Consider the following 16,440-nt stretch of genomic DNA (forward strand, 5'->3'; position numbering starts at 1 on the left):
GTCCTGGGTACAGAAACCGGTGCGGAGTCCGTCATCTGGGTGGGTACGGGTGGTGTGTTCGGCCCGGGCGGGGCCGGATCCACGGCCCCCATGAGCTCAGCAGTCATGGGCTCAGCGGTCATGCGCTCATCCCTCATGTGCTCAGCACCTCCGCCATGAGCCGTTCCAGGATGCGTACGCCGTCCTGGGTGAGCAGGGACTCGGGGTGGAACTGCATCGAGGCGAAGTGGCTGCCACGCAGGCCGTACACCTCGCCCGTACGGGCGTCGCGGCTCACCTCCACGATCCCGGCCGCACCGCAGTCGACCTTGTCGTGGGAGGAGACCGCGGCGAAGGTGTTGTAGAAGCCGACCCGCTCCCGGAGGCCGAAGAAGTCGATCTCGCGCTGCACGCCCTGGTTCGGGGTGGCCCGGCGGACCACCTCGAAGCCGGTCTCGCGGCTGAGGAGTTGATGGCTGAGGCAGACGGCGAGGAAGGGCCGCCGCTCGGCGAGCAGGGTCCGTATCGCTGCCCGCAGGTGTGCGATCTTGGGATGGCCGCCGTCGTGCGGGGAACCGGGGCCCGGCCCCATGATGACGAGGTCCCAGCCGTCGAAGCCGTACGGCTCGTCGAAGCGACGTACCGTCACGGAGAGCCCCACCGACCGGAGTTGGTGGGCGAGCATCGCGGTGAAGGTGTCCTCCGCGTCGATGACGAGCACCTTGCGGTCGCTGCCGGACAGCGCGTCGTTCTGTCCGTCCGGGGCAGGTCCGCCGGCCCGGCCGGGCTGCCCGCCGGCGAGCCAGAAGCCGGCGATGGTGTCGTTGCGCTGTTCCAGCGCAGCCCTGACCTCGGGGTGCGACGCCAGCGTCGCCGGGGCGTCGGCCTGCAGCGCCGCGAGCAGTCCTGCGGCCTTGGCCCGGGTCTCCGCCACTTCGGAAGCGGGGTCGGAGTGGCGTACGAGCGTCGCGCCGACGCTGATGTTCAGCCGTCCGCCCCCGCCGATGTCGGCGGTACGGATGAGGATCGCGGAGTCGAGGGCGCGGGCACCGGCCCCGTCCTGCCCGATGAGCGCGACGACCCCGCTGTAGTAGCCGCGGCCCTGCGGCTCGTACGTGTGAATCACCCGGCAGGCGTTCTCCAGCGGGCTGCCGGTGACGGTGGGCGCGAACATCGTCTCGCGCAGGATCTCGCGCGGATCCCTGGTGCTGTGGCCCTCGATGACGTATTCGGTGTGCGCGAGGCGCGCCATCTCCTTGAGATAGGGCCCGGTCACCCGGCCGCCCTTCTCGCAGATCCGGGCCATCATCTTCAGTTCCTCGTCGACGACCATGTAGAGCTCGTCGGCCTCCTTGCGGTCGGCGAGGAACTCCATCACGCCGGGCAGGGTGGGCCCCGAAGGCGGGTAGCGGTAGGTGCCGCTGACGGGGTTCATCACGGCGGTTCCGTCGCGCAGGCTGACGTGACACTCCGGTGTGGCACCGACGAACGTCCGCGTCCCGGTGTGCACGATGAACGTCCAGTACGCGCCCGACTCCCCCACCAGCAACCTCCGGAAGAGGGTGAGCGCACTGTGCGGCGTGTAACCGGTGATATCGGCCACGAACGTGCGCTTGAGGACGAAGTTGGCCCCGGCGCCCTGGCCGATCTCGTCAGCGATCACCCGGCGGACGGTGTCGGCGTAGGTGTCGTCGTCGATGTCGAAGTGCCCGCCCGCCAGCTCGATGGGCGCGTCCGGGATCCGGGACAGCGCTTCGGTGACCGGAGTGGTCGTCTGGTCGACGACGGTCATGGCGATCAGCGGTGCGCCGTCGTCGGTGCAGACGAAGCCGCGCTCGGCGATCTGGCGGTAGGGGACGAGGACCAGCATCTCGTGCCGGGGAGCACCCGGCCGGCCGGCCGCGTCCGGCAGCGGGATCTCGGCGAGCGTGGCGGGTGTCGAGACCTCGCCGAGCAGGACGTCCAGCGTTCCCCGGCCGGACGCCTCGGGACGGTGGAGCAGCGCGAACGGCGGCGGCCGGTCACTGAGTACCTGTCCGAGCAGGTCGGGGCCGCCCGGGGGAAGGGGGGCGCGCTCTCGGGTTCCGGTCACAGCAGGACTTCCTTGGTCGTGACCGCCATCGCACAGCGTCTCGCCGCGTACTCGACGGCCTGTCGGTGCTGGTCCGCGGAGAAGTCGGCGACGGCGTCCGCGACCAGGAATGCCTGGATGTCGTTGGTGAACGCGTCGACGGCGCTCATGAGCACTCCGACGTGTGCGTACACGCCACAGATGATCAGTTGGTCACGGCCGGCCTGACGCATGTGTTTCAGCAGGTCGGAGCGGAAGAAGGCGCTGTAGCGCCACTTGGTGAACACCCAGTCGCCGGGGACCGGGGCCAGCGGCTCGACGACCTCCCGGTCGGCGGGGGCGGTACGCATGCCCGGTCCCCAGAAGTCGGCGAGCAGGCCGCGCTGTTGCTCGGTCATCCCGCCGGGCTGCGCCGTGTACGCCACGGGGACGCCGAGCGCCGCACAGCGGTCCCGTAACTCCGCCGCGTTGCGGACGAGTTCGTCGCGCAGGGCGTCGGGCAGGGGCTTCAGGAAGTAACGCTGCATGTCGTGAACGAGCAGTACGGCCCGCTCCGGGTCGGCGGTCCACCCTGCGACATTGGCGGGGAGATCGGCCGACGTCGGCATCGGGTACGGCTCAATACGGGGTATGCCGGGCAAGGTCCTTCTCCGCTGGTTGGGGTCAGTCGGTCGGTCAGACACCGAGTGCGGCACCCCCGTCGACCGTCAGGTCGTGCAGGGTGATGTGCGAGGACTGGTCCGAGAGGAGGAAGACGACGGCGTCGGCGATGTTCGACGGGCGGGCCAACCTGCCGAGCGGGATGCCCACCCGGAAAGCTTCGGGCCGGCCTTCGATGGTGCCCTTGGGCCCGCTCTCGTCCTGCCACATCGAGGTGAGCATCGGAGTCTCGGTCGAGCCGGGTGCGACCACGTTGCAGCGGATGCCGTGCCGTGCCAGTTCCAGGCCGAGGCTCTTGGTGAACATGGACGCCGCCGCCTTCGACGCGGCGTATGCGGCCATGTCCGTGCGGGGGGTGCCGGCGGCGTTCGACGCGACGGTGACGATGCCGCCGCGCGAGCGGGGGACCATCCGGTTGGCGACCGCCCGGCACATATGGAAGACGCCGGTGGTGTTGACCGCGAACGTCGACAGCCAGTCCTCGTCGGTGAGGCTCCGGGCCTCCCCCAGGCGCAGCACACCGGCCGCATTGACGAGATAGTCCACGGGCCCCAGCTCCGACTCGACGCTCTCGACCGTCGATTCGACGTCCGGGCCGCTCGTCACGTCGCAGACGAATCCGGCGACCTGATGCCCTTCGGCGACGAGACCGCCCACCGTGCGCCGGAGGCGGTCGCCGTCCTGGTCGACGGCGGCGATCCGCACACCGCGCTCCCCCAGTGCCCGGACCACTGCTTCACCGATTCCGCCGGCTGCCCCCGTGACGAGGGCGATCCTGCTCTCCATGCCTCGGACCTCCTGTGATGGTGTGCGCGCTGACGCGGCCTGCACTGCGTGCCGACGCGGTCTGCGCTGCGTGCTGACGCGGTCTGTACGGCGGCGGAGACGTCAGGCGGCCTGGAAGCCCCGCTTGAGGGCGGCTGCGATCCCGGCGACCCGGCGGGCCTGGAACTCCATGGCCGCGAGGTTCTCCTCGCTGACGTTGCCGGGCTGGTTGCCGGAGACGCTGCTGACCCCGTACGGGTTGCCGTTGCCCGGTGTGGTCAGGACCGGGTCCGTGGCGCCGGTCGGGACGATGATCGCGCCCCAGTGGTAGTAGGTGTTGTTCAGCGCGAGGATGGTGCTCTCCTGCCCGCTGTGCGCGGCGGCCGTGGAGGTGAACGAGGAGACGACCTTGTTCACCAGCCTGCCCTGGAGCGACAGCCCCACCGTGGTGTCGAGGAACTGCTTGAGCTGCGCGGCGGGGAGACCGAAACGGGTCGGCGTGCCGAACAGGATCGCGTCCGCCCACTCCAGGTCGTCCAGTGCGGCCAGGGGTACATCGCGGGTGGCTTCCAGATGTGCGGCCCAGGCGTCGTTCCCGGCCTCCACCTGCGACTGCGGAAACACTTCCGCCACCCGGCGCAGGCGCACTTCGGCGCCCGTCTTCCTCGCGGAGACTGCTGCGGCGTCGGCCAGCCGGTGCACGTTCCCGGTTGACGAGTAATAGACCACGGCGACGTTCAACATGGCGCTCCCCCTCAGTGGATGGACAAGGCGCACGGGGGCCCGGCCGGCCGGGAGGGCGGGCCCGCTTCGCATTGCCCCGATCCTGTGACGTGGACGGAGCACCCGCCAAGGCCGGTCGGCGCAATCCGTCAAGTGGCGGCTACTCCATCAGGTTTCCGGCGCGAACGGCGCGGTCACCGGGGGCCGGGCGCAGGCCGGGCCGTACCCGGTTCACCCCACCGTCCGCCATTCAACAAACTGTTGACTCTGTCAGGTCGGCTGCGTAGGTTCCGAGGGGCTGCGCAAAGGGGAACGCAGCTGCGAGAGCATGACAAAGGGAGCATCTTGTCGCAGATCAGTGTGGGGTCCGGCGCGCTCGCCGTGCTGGAGTTACTGGCCGAAGAAGCACCGGTGGAGCAGGTGGAAGCACTGGTGGCGCAAGCCCTTGAGGGGGGTGTCGCCGACGCGGAGCGGGATGTGCTGAAGCGGGCCGGGGGGCTGGCTCTGCGGATCCACGCACAGTCGGGCCGGCGTCAGCAGCGGGAGATGGGACTGTCCGCCCTCGTCGACACCGCACGTGAGCTCGCCATGTCACAGGAACTGGACGCCGTCCTCAATGTCGTCACGCGCCGGGCCCGACTACTGCTCGGCCTCGACCTGGCCTTCGTCTGCTTCCCTGCCGAGGAGCAGGGGTTCGTACACGTCCGCAGCTCCGACGGTCACACATCGACCGGCACGGTGGGCCTGCGGCTGCCGGCCAACGCGGGGCCGATCGGGGAGGTGCTCTTCAACTCCGCCCCGTTCTGGACGCCCGACTACCCCGCCGACAAGCGGTTCCACCACCACCCCGCCTTCGACGAGATGGCCGGGGCCGAGGCGCTGCGCGCGATCGTGGCGGTGCCGCTGAGTCACGGCACGCGGCCGGTCGGCGTCCTCTGTGCCGCCGACCGGAACGTGCGTCACTTCAGCGCCGACGAAATCTCGCTCATGAGCTCCCTGGGAGAGCTCGCGGGCGCGGCCATCGAGCGAGCACGCCTGCTCGACGCGGCCACGGTCGCGGCGCTGGAGGGGCCCGCCCTGCGCCAGGAACGCGAACTGAGCGAGATGCAGGGCCTGTTCACCGGGCTGGTACTGAACGGCGGAGGCCCGCAGCCCCTCCTCGCAGAGCTGGCCCGCCGGCTGGACGGAGCTGTGCGGGTCCACGCCCTGGACGGCACTTTCCTCGCCACGGCCGGTGAGCCGCCGGACATCGGTGAGACCACGGACCCTCCTGCCGCCTCCGATCCGGCTACTTCACAGGCGCGGGCCGCCGGTGAACCCGTCGCGATGGCCGACGGTTCCTGGGCCGCACCGATCGTCGCGGGCGAGGAGCACCTCGGCACCCTTCTCATGTTCCCGGGGCACCGGCTCACCGCGTTCGACGAGCGGTTACTGGGGCTTGGCGCGCGGTTCACCGCCATCGCGCTGCTCCTGGAGGCAGGCCGGAGCGCCGGCGCCCACGGCCGGGTCCGGCACAGTCTCCTGGACGACCTGCTGGCGCTCGCCGGGGGCCCGCCCCCGCTCCTGGAGGCGCGCGCCCGTCGCTGCGGTGTCGACCTGGACAAGCCGCACATCGTGGTCATCGCCCGCCCCGAGAAGGCGTTCGGGGGCGAGTTGAGCGCCTGGGCGCTCTCGTACACGCAGCGCGTGAACGGGCTCATGAGCATGCGCAAGGACTCCGTCGTGCTCCTTCTCGCGGGCAACGAAGCGGGAGCCACCGCCCGGGCCGTCCATACCGAGCTGTCCCCGCTGCTCGACCAGCGTGTGACGGTGGCGGCGGCAGGACCGGTGGCCGAAGCCCTGTCGGTCACCGGTGCCCACCAGGAGGCCAAGCGCTGCCTCGACGCGATGATCTCTCTCGGAGCCGTCGGCCGTGCCGCCTCCCCACGCGAACTGGGCGGCCTCGGCGTACTCCTGTCGGGCAGTCATGACGTCGGCGCGTTCATCGACGCCACGATAGGACCGGTCGCCGACTACGACCGGCAGCGCCTCACCGCGCTCGTCCCCACCCTGGAGGCGTACTTCGAGACGGGCTCCAGCCCGACGTATGCAGCCGAGCGACTGCATGTGCACCCCAATACGGTGACCCGGCGGCTGGAGCGCATAGGCGAGTTGCTGGGTCCCGGCTGGCAGCAGCCGGAGCGGGCGTTCGAGGTACAACTCGCCCTTCGCCTCTCCCGTATCCGCCATGCCCTGCGGGGTGGCGGGCTGTCGTCCGCCGCCACCGTTCCCGCGGGCCCGGACGTCTGGCGCCCCCCGCGGCGTCGCCCGCGCGACGTCACGAAGCCCGGCACTGCCGTTCTGCCGCGCCGGCCACGGCGGTGATCGCGTGGGCGGCCGAGGCCAGGGTGATGTGCCGGTGCCAGCCTCCGAAGGAGCGGCCCGCGTAGTCCCGGACCCCCACATGATCGGCGATCTCGGCGCAGTCGCGGTCGACCCGGGCGATCAGCTTGCTCAGCCGCAGCAGGGCGCCGGGCTGCACATGGGTCAGGTCCGTGAGCCAGAGCCCGGTGGGCCAGCGCCCGCTGTCCCTCCACTCACCGAGCAGCAACAGACCACGCCGGTCGCCGGCTCGCTCAGGAGCCGCTGAGCGGGACGCGCGGGCGGGCAGCGCGACGCGCAGGGCCGCCACCAGACTGGTCCGGGACGCCGCCGCCGGGCCGTGGTCGGTCCAGACGGCCTGACGCCGCAACTCCTTCGCCGCGCCCATGATCTGGTACGCGGGGAGCTCGCTGCGCCGGGCCTGCGCCGTCGCCTCCGCTGCCGCCAGCAGCTGAGTGCCACTCACCCTGATCAGGAACGGCAGTCCCGCGGCACGCAGTTGGCGCACCGTGGTGGCGGCGTCCGTCTCGCGCGAGTCCAGCACCACCGGGAGTAGGGGCAGCCCGTGTTCCACGACCAGTTCCCGGCACACTTCGATCGCGCACTCGCCCAGCGTCTCCTCCGGACTCAGCGATTCGGGAATCGAAGCCCGGACCCTGCGTTGCCCGTCGTCGAGCCACGTACCGGACAGGTGCAGCCGCCAGTTGACCGGACTGCTCATCCGGTCGGACGCCGCCCAGACCCCGAAAGCCTGCTGGGCGTTGAGTACCTGGCCGAAGGCGGGGAAGTACCGCCGGTCGACACCGACGGAGTGCTCACCGGCCTTCGGAATGATCATCGGTCGTACCACCCACGCACTGGGGAGCGCGGCGCGCGCCAGATACCGGGCGAGCTGCCCGCGGACCTCCGCCCAGTCCCAGGTGGAACTGCTGATGAAGTGGTGCAATCCCTGTTCGGTGGTCGCCCCACCGGTCAGCGCGGCCATGTTCCGGATCGATTTGCGTCCCTCGGCTGCCAGGAGACCGCGTACGTACTCCACACCCCGCCTGCGCTGGTCCCGCCGCGGCAGGGACGCGAAGAGCACCGAGCACAGTTCGGTGAGCACTTCCTCCTGGGCTCCGGCGTGGATGGATGCGTACGCCTCTCTCTGCACGTCTTGCGCGCACAGGGCAACACCGGACATTGATCTACCTCATCTCGTCTCCCGCACGGGACAACCGTGTGTGAACGCCGTTCCTCAACGGTGCGGGGTACTGCCTGGTAGCTCATAGGTATTCAGGACACACTGCTGAGGCGCGCTCCGGTGACCTGGCCACCGTCGCGGGGCGGCACACGGGGACGACACCGGCGGGACGTGGCCGGGGTTTCAGATGTCGCCGTACGCCTCGCTGCCGAGTTCCAGCGACGCGGCCCCGGCCGTGCTGTCGGCGAGCCAGGCCCGGAAGCTCCCGACATCCGCGTCCGGCAGTGCGATGTCGATCGTCACCGCCTCCGCGTAGCGGACCTCGCGCACGACGCGACCGGTGGCCCGCAGGTCGTTCTCCAGCTTGCCCGCGCGCTGGTGGTCGACGGTGACCGTGGCCAGCCGGTAGCGCTGCCTGACGATGGTGCCCAGCTCGTCGAGGGCCTCTCCGACAGCTCCGCCGTAGGCCCGGATCAGCCCGCCCGCCCCCAGCTTCACCCCGCCGAAGTAGCGGGTGACAACGGCGACGGCGTACCGGACCTCGCGTCGCAGCAGCATCTGGAGCATCGGCACACCGGCGGTCCCGCCGGGCTCACCGTCGTCGCCGGCTTTCTGTACGGAGGCGTCGGCACCGATGACGTACGCGAAGCAGTGGTGGGACGCGCCGGGGTGCTCCCTGCGGATGCGTGCGAGGAAGGCCTGTGCCTCCTCCTCGGTCGCGGCGGGGGCCAGTGCGCAGATGAAGCGCGATCTGTTGACCTCGGTCTCGTGCACACCCTCGCGGGCGACTGTCCGGTACTGCTCCTGCATCGGACCAGCCTATGCGGCCCTGCGGGAACAGTCCTGGCGGGTACGCCGTTGTCCAGTCATGCACGCAGACACGGACACCATCCGCAAGATCCTCACCACGACCGGCGACACCTGGGCGATCGTGGGACTGTCGAGCAACAGAGGGCGGTCGGCGTTCGGCGTGGCCGGGGTGCTCCAGCGCTATGGCAAGCGCATCGTGCCGGTCCATCCCAAGGCGGAGACGGTCCACGGCGAGCAGGGGTACGCATCGCTCTCCGACATCCCTTTCCCCGTCGATGTCGTCGATGTCTTCGTCAACAGCGACCTGGCGGGTGCCGTCGCCGACGAGGCGGTGACCATCGGCGCCAAGGCGGTCTGGTTCCAGCTCGGCGTGATCGACGAGGCCGCGTACGGGCGGGTGCGGGAGGCCGGGCGTGACATGGTCATGGACCGCTGCCCGGCCATAGAGATTCCTGCTCTGGGCTGACCCGGCCGAGCCGGGACCGGGAGCGGTCCCGGCTGCCTCAGCCGCCAAGCCCCTCGATGACGATCGCGCCCGGCAGCCCGGCGAACGCCTTGCCGGGAACGATCAGCTTGCCCCTGCGACTGCCGCTGCCGACGAGCACCCACTCCAGGTCAACGACGGCGGAGTCCACGAGCAGCGGCCAGCCGGCGGGCAGTCCGACCGGGGTGACCCCGCCGTACTCCATGCCGGTCTCGCCGGTGGCGGTGTCCATGGGCGCGAAGGACGCCTTGCGCGCGCCGAGTTGCTTGCGGACGGCGCCGTTCACGTCGAGACGGGTACGGGACAGCACCAGACAGGCGGCGAGCGAGGTCTCTCCGCCGTGCTTGCCCGCGACGACGACACAGTTCGCCGAGACATCGAGCAGTTCCGGCCCGTAGTGCGCCACGAAGGCGGCGGTGTCGGCGATCTCCGGGTCACTGTCCACGTAGATCAGGTCCTGGGCGGGGACGTCTCCCTGCCAGTGCCGCACCGCGTCGGCGACCGGTGCGGTCAGCAGGTCCAGGCAGTCCTGGGCGTGGCGGACATCGTCGAAGGTTCCGATGGGAGCGCGCATACGGCTCACGCTAACAGCCGCCGCCCGTACCCCGGTTCGGTGCTGCCGCAGGCCTGTCCCGCCCGGTACGGCGAGCGGGAACAGCAGGCTCGGGCCACCGGTGGGGACTGCGGGCGGCCGGACTACGGACGGGCGGATTACGGGCGCTGCCGGCCGACCGGCGGGATGGACACGGCCATCGTCATCTCGACCGTCTCCGTGCCCTCGTTGCGGTAGGCGTGCCCCACATTGGCCTCGAACGTCGCCGAGGTCCCGGCCGGTACCGAGTGCGCCACCCCGTCGGCGACCAACGTGAGTTCACCGGCGGTGACATGGAGCAGTTCCACCGTCCCCGGCGGGTGTGCGTCCGATGTGCTGCTGTCGCCGGGCATCAGCCGCCAGGCCCACATCTCCAGCGGCCCGCGCGTCTCGTTGCCGACGAGCAGGACCGTGTGGCTGCCCGCGTCCGTCCCCCACATACGGACCGCCTGCTCGGCCGGGACGATCCTGACCTGCGGCCCCTGCTCGTAGTCGAGGAGCGTGGTGATGCTGACGCCAAGGGCGTCCGCGAGCTTCACCGTGGTGCCGACACTGGGGTTCGTGCGGGCCTGCTCGATCTGGATGATCATGCCTCGGCTGACACCCGCCCGGGCCGCCAGCGCGTCGAGTGTGAAGCCCCGCTCGCCGCGCCAGCGCTTGAGGTTCCGGGCAAGCGACTGGGTGAGCTGGTCGAAGTCCGACACATTCCGTCCATTATTCTGGATGACAGGGTTCAATATCTTGCACTACGGTGTGGTGCACCCAACGATTCACCGCACTGTACTGCGAGGCCCCGATGACTGCCCTCTTCGCCCTGGCCACCAGCCTGCTCTGGGGGCTGGCCGACTTCGGCGGCGGGCTCCTCACCCGGCGGATACCCGCGCTGACGGTGGTCGTCGTCTCGCAGGCGGTGGCCGTGGTGGTGCTCGGCTCGATCGTGGTGGCCACCGGCGGCTGGAGCGAATTCGGGCCGCAGCTCTGGTTCGCCGTGGCAGCCGGTGTGGTGGGGCCGGTGGCGATGCTCAGCTTCTACAAGGCTCTCGCACTCGGCCCGATGGGCGTGGTGTCGCCGCTCGGCTCACTCGGTGTCGTCGTCCCGGTCGGCGTCGGGCTGGTACTCGGTGAACGGCCCGGCGTACCGCAGTTCGCCGGAATCGCCGTGGCCGTCGCAGGCGTGGTGCTCGCGGGCGGGCCCGAGCTGCGGGGAGCGCCGGTACAGCGGCAGGCGGTCGCGCTGACGCTGATCGCCGCGGTGGGCTTCGGCACGGTGATGTCCCTGATCTCCGAGGCCTCCACCACCGTCACCGGTCTCTTCCTCGCGCTGTTCGTCCAGCGCGTCGCCAATGTGGCGGTCGGCGGGACGGCCCTGTACGTCTCGGTGCGACGCGGGGCGCGGGCACTGCCCGAGGGCGGCGGGGCGGGGCTGATCCTGCGGTCGCTGCCGGCGCTCGCCTTCGTCGGCCTCGCCGATGTGACGGCCAACGGCACCTACTCGCTCGCCGCCCACTCGGGGCCGGTCACCGTCGCCGCGGTCCTGGCCTCCCTCTACCCGGTGATCACGGCGCTGGCCGCGCGCGGATTCCTCAAGGAGCGGCTGCGCGCGATACAGGCCGCGGGTGCGGGGCTCGCGCTGGTGGGGACGGTACTGCTCGCGACCGGCTGACGGGCGAGGGCCACGGCTGACGGGAGAGACCGGCGGCAAGCCCGGGCGGTCGGGCAGTGCGGGACGACGTGCGGGAGCCCGAGCGGTCGGGCAGTGCGAGCAGTCAGGTCAGGAAGCGTCGGGTTCCAGGCTGCCGAGGGCGAGCAGCTGCTCCGGCGTGACGCCCTCCGGGATCGGCACGGGGGCCGGTGTACGCAGCGGGGGCTGCCACCCGTTCTCCGCGTCCCAGCTCCGTACGATTCGCGCGGGCGCCCCGGCGACCACCGCATGGTCGGGCACCTCGCCGCGTACCACCGCGCCCGCGGCGACCACGACATTGCGGCCGAGCCGGGCGCCCGGCAGGATGACCGCGCCGGTCCCGAGCCAGCATCCCGGCCCGATCACGACAGGCGCGGTCCGCGGCCACTGCTTGCCGACGGGCTCGTGCGGATCGTCGTAACTGTGGTTCGTGGACGTGATGTAGACGTACGGGCCGCAGTAGGTGTCCGATCCGACGGTGACCCTGGTATCGGCGATCACATGGCTGCCGCGCCCGAGCACGACACCGTCGCCCAGCGTCAGGATGGGATCGGGGCCGAGGTCCAGATCGGGCATCATCCCGGCGGTGAGCGTGACCTGTTCACCGATGATGCAGTGGTTGCCCAGCTCGATCCAGGGTTCGCCGAAGACGGCGCCCTGCGGGAAGGCGAGCCGCGTTCCGGTGCCGATCCGGCGGAAGCGCAGCTTCCCCGGCCGCTCCGCCGTCACCGCGCCCGCCCGCTGCATCCACTGCCATCCGGCGTGCAGCGCACGGGATGTCAGCGATGAGAACGTGTTTCTGTTCCGGGCCACCCCCACACCGTACTCAGCGGGCCGGGCGGCGATCAGAGGGGCGGGCTGTGATCTTCGACCCAGCGTCGCTTACGGTGCCGGAAGGCGCGGGCGCGCACCATACGGGTCCCGGTAACGCGGGAAGCGATGCGGGAAGCAAGGAGACAGCAGTGGCGGAGCAGTCCTTGATCAGCGGTGTCGGCGGCCGGGAGCCGGTGGTCGACCCGCAGTCGTTCACGGCGCCCACGTCCGTCGTCATCGGCGATGTGACGCTGGCCGCCGGTTCCAGCGTCTGGTACCACACGGTGCTGCGGGCCGACTGCGGGCCGATCGTGGTCGGCGCCGACAGCAACATCCAGGACAACTGCACGGTGCATGTCGATCCGGGGTTCCCGGTCACGGTCGGCGAGCGGGTGTCCGTGGGGCACAACGCGGTGCTGCACGGGTGCACGGTCGAGGACGACGTACTCGTCGGGATGGGCGCCACGGTCCTCAACGGCGCACATATCGGTACCGGTTCGCTGATCGCCGCTCAGGCGCTCGTCCCGCAGGGGATGCGGGTCCCGCCGGGCTCACTGGTCGCGGGGGTCCCGGCGAAGGTCAAGCGCGAGCTGACCGACGAGGAGCGCGAGGGCATCAAGCTCAACGCGGCGATGTATCTGGAGCTGGCCAAGGGCCACCGCGACGTGGGCTGAGCGCGCCGCCTCCGGATGGCGGGGCCGGGCAGCCCGACGCTAGCCTGAAAGCGCAGCCGTGCCGTGCACGGAGCCCTGCGACCAGGAGACGGAGTCCATGGGTGCGGACCGCACAGTGGATCAGCCGCCCGGGCAGGGCCCGGGCGGTACGCCGCCGCTGCCCGCAGCACGGCGTGCACGGCGCCACGGTCCGCTGTTCGGCCCGTGGCCGGTTCTGGCCGTGGTGTCCCTCGGTGGCGTCGCCGGAGCGTCGGCCCGTTACGGCGCCGGACTGCTCTGGCCCACCGAGGCCGGCGGTTTCCCCTGGACGACCCTGCTGGTGAACGTCGTGGGGTGCGCCGTGATCGGGGTGTTCATGGTGGTGATCACCGATGTGTGGGCGGCGCACCGGCTGGTGCGCCCGTTCTTCGGCACCGGGGTGCTCGGCGGATTCACCACGTTCTCCACCTACGCGGTGGACATCCAGCGGTTGGTGCACGGCGGCCACGCCAGTACCGGCCTGGCATATCTCGGACTGACGCTGCTCGCGGCTCTCGCAGCGGTGTGGAGCGCGGTGTGGGTGTCACGCCGCGCAGTGGCGTGGAGGCAGACATGACCGTGCCCAGCGGTACGGCCGCCCTGCGGGCGACCATCTTCGTCGGGGAATCCGACCTCTGGCACCACAAGCCGGTGTACTCGGAGATCGTGCACCGGGCCCACCGAGCCGGTCTGGCAGGGGCGAGTGTCTTCCGCGGCATCGAGGGCTTCGGCGCCTCGTCGCTGATCCACACCCAGCGGCTGCTGTCGCTGAGTGAGGATCTGCCGGTGGCCGTGGTGATCGTGGACGCCGCCGAAAAGGTCCGGGCGTTCCTGCCCCAGCTGGACGAGCTGATCACCGAGGGCATGGTGGCTCTCGACGACTGCGAGGTCATCCATTTCCCGGACCGGCAGCCGGACCGCTGAGGCGCTGGGCCGCTGAGATATCGGGCCGCTGAGCCGCTGGATGCCGGGCCGCTGCCGTACATGACGGCGTGCGGGCGGGCGGCGCGGGCAGGTGGGTTCAGTCGGCAGGTACGGATTCCGGCGTCTCGGCAGCCGCCTGCGCCTTGGCGTGCGCCTTCTTCGCCCGGTTCTTGATGATGAGCATCGAGGCCACGCCGAGCACTGCGGCCACGGCCAGGCCCGCGTACGAGAAGTTCTTGAACCACGACTCGGCGACGATGCCCACGTAGTACACGGCGACGGTCGTGCCGCCGGCCCACAGGATGCCGCCGAGTGCGTTGGCGGTGAGGAACTTCCAGTACGGCATGTGCAGTACGCCGGCCAGCGGCCCGGCGAAGATCCGGAGCAGGGCGATGAAACGGCCGAAGAACACCGCCCACATGCCCCACTTCTCGAAGGACCGCTCCGCCATGGCGATGTTGGCCCCGCTGAAGTGTCCGGGGAATCTGCGGCCGAGCCAGGCGATCAGCGGACGTCCGCCCTTGCGCCCGATGGCGTACCCGATCGAGTCACCGACAATCGCGCCCGCCGAGGCGCAGATGCCCAGTACGAGCGGGTCGATATGGCCCTGCTGCGAGGCCAGCAGGGCGGCGCTCACCAGCACGATCTCGCCCGGCAGCGGAATCCCGAGGCTCTCCACCCCGATGACCACCGCGACCAGCAGATAGATGCTTACCGCCGGAATCGTCTCCAGCCACGCCTGGATGTGCACCGCCGGCCCCTGCCCTTCGAAGTACCCGTCTCTGCCGGGAAGCGCGCCCCCCGCGCCCCCCGCGCCGCCTGGGGGAAGCCTACCCGCTCGCCCGGCGGCGGTGGCGGACAGCAGAAGGCGCCCCCACGCGGGAGGCGCCCTTGTCCACCAGGAGCCGGGGTTCAGGAGCCGGGAACCAGGGCCCGGCTCCTGAAGTCATGACTCAGGAGTCAGCGGTCAGCAGTCACGCATCAGGAGTTCGGACGCAGCGTCCAGACCACCGTCATCTCACCGGTGACCGCCTCGTCCGCACGCCGGATCGCTATGTGGACCGGGAACTCGGGGCGCTCCCCCGCGTCCAGCTCCGCCACCACATCGGCCACCGGGCGGCCCAGCGTGGCGGTAGCCGTGACGTCACCCATGGCGAGCTTCTTGTAGTCGATCTCGGCGCGCACCGCGAGCGGCACGGCACGCGACATCTGCTCGCCGAACGCGGCGATGACGATCGCACCGCTCGCCGACTCCGCGAGGGTGAACATCGCGCCCGCGTGCGGTCCGCCGACGTGGTTGTGGAAGTCGGCCTGGTCCGGCAGCCGGACGACGGCCCGCTCCGGCGTCGTCTCGATGAAGTCGAGTTGGAGGGTCCTGGCCATGGGCACGGTGGCAGCGAGCAGCTCGCCTGCGGACATCTGTTCTGCGGTCATGGAACGGGAGGTTACCCGCGAGTAGGTCGGCTTGGCCATACCGGGCCGGGGGCGGCCGTAGCGACGTGCCCCTGTCACCTCTATGGTTACTCGCCATGTGGCCAGGACAGCAGCCGCCCGGGGGCGAGCAGAACCCGCAGGACCAGAATCCGAATCCCTATCAGCAGCCGGGGTACCAGCAGCCGAACCCTTATCAGCAGGGACAACCTCAGCCAGGACCTCCGCAGCAGGGAGCCCCTCAGGGTTACCAGCAGCCCAGTCCGTACCAGCAGCCGACGGTTCCGCAGTACGCGGTGGGAACGCCGCCCGGCGCACCCCGCTCGCCCGAGGACAAGAAGAAGACGACGATCATCGCGATCATCTCCGCGACGGCGGTCGTAGCCGCCGCGGTGATCACCGGCGTGGTCGTGTTCAAGGGCGACGGCGACAAGGGCGGTACGGTCCAGGCCGACAAGAAGTCGCCGTCCCCGTCGGCGTCCGCGTCCACGGACCAGAAGAACCCGGCACCTGCTCCCAACCCGCGGGCCGGGGGCGAGGGCCCCAAGCCGGTCATCGCCGGGTGGAAGGTCGTCGTGAACCCGAAGTGGGGCACCGCCTTCGACGTACCGCCGCAGTGGGAAGTGGCGTCCTCGGGCACCTTCAGCGGCTTCGAGGACGACAAGGGCAAGACCCTGATCGGCCAGTCGGCGCCCGCGTTCTACAAGTCCAAGTGGTGCACGGAGGACTCCGACAAGGACGGCTACACCGAGGACACCGGACTCGGCGGCGCGGGGACGAAGGGGGCCGACGGCGCCAAGAGCACCCAGGATGTCGCCGAGAAGCAGGTGCCCTGGTGGGTCTACGGCGCGTACACCCAGCCGAACAAGAAGCTGGTGAAGACCTCCAAGGCGAAGCCGTACACGACCAAGTCCGGGGTCACCGGCAGTCTTGCCCGCGCCTGGGCGACCAACGTGCCGAAGAAGTCCAAGTGCACCACCGACGGCCAGGCCATCACCTTCGGATTCAAGAACTCCGCGGGCGACTTCGTGGCGTTCTCCCTCTACAACAGCACCGGCGTCCCCGGGGCGATCCCCCAGTCGACGGTCGACAAGATCCTCAGCACGGTGCGACTGGCGGGCAAGCCCACGGGCGCGAGCGACGACTGAGGCTCGGTTCTTGACGGAATCCGACCCGATCTGACCCAATCCGCCTGATTGCGCCCGGTTTTCGAATGGATCGGCATCGCCCAGGCGTTTGGCATGGAGGGGCGACGGCAGCGATAGTCCCAG

18 protein-coding genes are annotated in these 16,440 nt (G+C 70.5%); 7 read left to right on the plus strand and 11 right to left on the minus strand.

Translation table 11 applies throughout. From position 1 onward, the window contains the following. Nucleotides 1-133 precede the first annotated feature (133 nt). The 4 genes from OHB13_RS03785 to wrbA all read right to left on the minus strand — a co-directional run bounded on the left by OHB13_RS03785 (nucleotide 134) and on the right by wrbA (nucleotide 4,219). On the minus strand, nucleotides 134-2,071 hold the full coding sequence (locus OHB13_RS03785) for an anthranilate synthase family protein (protein WP_328375616.1): 1,938 nt from the start codon (nucleotides 2,069-2,071) through the stop codon (nucleotides 134-136). Then, the gene (locus OHB13_RS03790) at nucleotides 2,068-2,691 is read right to left on the minus strand and encodes an isochorismatase family protein (RefSeq protein ID WP_328375618.1); all 624 of its coding nucleotides are present in this window, start codon (nucleotides 2,689-2,691) and stop codon (nucleotides 2,068-2,070) included. The genes OHB13_RS03785 and OHB13_RS03790 overlap by 4 nt, the downstream gene beginning before the upstream one ends. A 34-nt stretch (nucleotides 2,692-2,725) precedes the next feature. Further along, nucleotides 2,726-3,496 carry a 2,3-dihydro-2,3-dihydroxybenzoate dehydrogenase gene (locus tag OHB13_RS03795; protein WP_328375620.1) on the minus strand — a complete coding sequence of 257 codons (771 nt, stop codon included), beginning with the start codon at nucleotides 3,494-3,496 and terminating at the stop codon, nucleotides 2,726-2,728. Nucleotides 3,497-3,598: 102 nt separating this feature from the next. Then, nucleotides 3,599-4,219: an NAD(P)H:quinone oxidoreductase gene (gene wrbA, locus OHB13_RS03800; protein WP_328375622.1), complete on the minus strand. Its 621-nt coding sequence runs from the start codon at nucleotides 4,217-4,219 to the stop codon at nucleotides 3,599-3,601. A gap of 324 nt (nucleotides 4,220-4,543) precedes the next feature. Between wrbA and OHB13_RS03805 the strand changes: the two genes are divergently transcribed. Beyond that, on the plus strand, nucleotides 4,544-6,562 hold the full coding sequence (locus OHB13_RS03805) for a helix-turn-helix domain-containing protein (protein ID WP_328375624.1): 2,019 nt from the start codon (nucleotides 4,544-4,546) through the stop codon (nucleotides 6,560-6,562). On the opposite strand, the gene OHB13_RS03810 is transcribed toward OHB13_RS03805, so the two are convergent. Both OHB13_RS03810 and OHB13_RS03815 read right to left on the minus strand, forming a co-directional pair. Then, nucleotides 6,516-7,742 carry an IS701 family transposase gene (locus tag OHB13_RS03810; protein ID WP_328375626.1) on the minus strand — a complete coding sequence of 409 codons (1,227 nt, stop codon included), beginning with the start codon at nucleotides 7,740-7,742 and terminating at the stop codon, nucleotides 6,516-6,518. The genes OHB13_RS03805 and OHB13_RS03810 overlap by 47 nt on opposite strands. Nucleotides 7,743-7,925: 183 nt before the next feature. After that, nucleotides 7,926-8,552, minus strand: coding sequence for a YigZ family protein (locus OHB13_RS03815; protein ID WP_328375628.1), 627 nt, complete (start codon nucleotides 8,550-8,552; stop codon nucleotides 7,926-7,928). 58 nt (nucleotides 8,553-8,610) lie between these two features. Here OHB13_RS03815 and OHB13_RS03820 point away from each other — a divergent pair, with 58 nt between their 5' ends. Beyond that, a complete protein-coding gene (locus OHB13_RS03820) occupies nucleotides 8,611-9,018 on the plus strand; it encodes a CoA-binding protein (RefSeq protein ID WP_328375630.1) in 408 nt (135 codons plus the stop codon). Nucleotides 9,019-9,055: 37 nt separating this feature from the next. On the opposite strand, the gene OHB13_RS03825 is transcribed toward OHB13_RS03820, so the two are convergent. Together OHB13_RS03825 and OHB13_RS03830 are read right to left on the minus strand one after the other, a co-directional pair. Then, nucleotides 9,056-9,610 carry a YbaK/EbsC family protein gene (locus OHB13_RS03825; RefSeq protein ID WP_328375632.1) on the minus strand — a complete coding sequence of 185 codons (555 nt, stop codon included), beginning with the start codon at nucleotides 9,608-9,610 and terminating at the stop codon, nucleotides 9,056-9,058. 137 nt (nucleotides 9,611-9,747) lie between these two features. Next, nucleotides 9,748-10,332 carry a helix-turn-helix domain-containing protein gene (locus tag OHB13_RS03830; RefSeq protein ID WP_328375634.1) on the minus strand — a complete coding sequence of 195 codons (585 nt, stop codon included), beginning with the start codon at nucleotides 10,330-10,332 and terminating at the stop codon, nucleotides 9,748-9,750. A 92-nt stretch (nucleotides 10,333-10,424) separates the two neighbouring features. Between OHB13_RS03830 and OHB13_RS03835 the strand changes: the two genes are divergently transcribed. Beyond that, nucleotides 10,425-11,291 (plus strand): DMT family transporter, encoded by an 867-nt coding sequence (locus tag OHB13_RS03835; RefSeq protein WP_328375636.1) that lies wholly within the window; start codon nucleotides 10,425-10,427, stop codon nucleotides 11,289-11,291. 108 nt (nucleotides 11,292-11,399) lie between these two features. Here the strand turns inward: OHB13_RS03835 and OHB13_RS03840 are convergent, their stop codons facing one another. Beyond that, nucleotides 11,400-12,122, minus strand: coding sequence for an acyltransferase (locus tag OHB13_RS03840; protein WP_401603776.1), 723 nt, complete (start codon nucleotides 12,120-12,122; stop codon nucleotides 11,400-11,402). Between the two features lie 149 nt (nucleotides 12,123-12,271). Between OHB13_RS03840 and OHB13_RS03845 the strand changes: the two genes are divergently transcribed. The 3 genes from OHB13_RS03845 to OHB13_RS03855 all read left to right on the plus strand — a co-directional run bounded on the left by OHB13_RS03845 (nucleotide 12,272) and on the right by OHB13_RS03855 (nucleotide 13,738). After that, entirely contained in the window at nucleotides 12,272-12,796 is a 525-nt protein-coding gene (locus OHB13_RS03845) for a gamma carbonic anhydrase family protein (protein ID WP_266859306.1), read from the plus strand. Nucleotides 12,797-12,893: 97 nt separating this feature from the next. Further along, on the plus strand, nucleotides 12,894-13,391 hold the full coding sequence (locus tag OHB13_RS03850; RefSeq protein ID WP_266859304.1) for a fluoride efflux transporter FluC: 498 nt from the start codon (nucleotides 12,894-12,896) through the stop codon (nucleotides 13,389-13,391). Next, on the plus strand, nucleotides 13,388-13,738 hold the full coding sequence (locus OHB13_RS03855; protein WP_266859303.1) for a DUF190 domain-containing protein: 351 nt from the start codon (nucleotides 13,388-13,390) through the stop codon (nucleotides 13,736-13,738). The genes OHB13_RS03850 and OHB13_RS03855 overlap by 4 nt, the downstream gene beginning before the upstream one ends. A 97-nt stretch (nucleotides 13,739-13,835) precedes the next feature. On the opposite strand, the gene OHB13_RS03860 is transcribed toward OHB13_RS03855, so the two are convergent. Continuing rightward, on the minus strand, nucleotides 13,836-14,489 hold the full coding sequence (locus OHB13_RS03860) for a DedA family protein (protein WP_266859301.1): 654 nt from the start codon (nucleotides 14,487-14,489) through the stop codon (nucleotides 13,836-13,838). Nucleotides 14,490-14,719: 230 nt separating this feature from the next. Continuing rightward, complete coding sequence (locus tag OHB13_RS03865) at nucleotides 14,720-15,157, minus strand: DUF4442 domain-containing protein (RefSeq protein WP_266861256.1); 438 nt, start codon at nucleotides 15,155-15,157, stop codon at nucleotides 14,720-14,722. Nucleotides 15,158-15,267: 110 nt separating this feature from the next. On the opposite strand from OHB13_RS03865, the gene OHB13_RS03870 reads away from it, so the two are divergent. Then, a complete protein-coding gene (locus OHB13_RS03870; RefSeq protein WP_328375640.1) occupies nucleotides 15,268-16,317 on the plus strand; it encodes a hypothetical protein in 1,050 nt (349 codons plus the stop codon). Nucleotides 16,318-16,440 lie beyond the last annotated feature (123 nt).

This window comes from Streptomyces sp. NBC_00440, assembly GCF_036014215.1.
GTDB lineage: Bacteria > Actinomycetota > Actinomycetes > Streptomycetales > Streptomycetaceae > Streptomyces.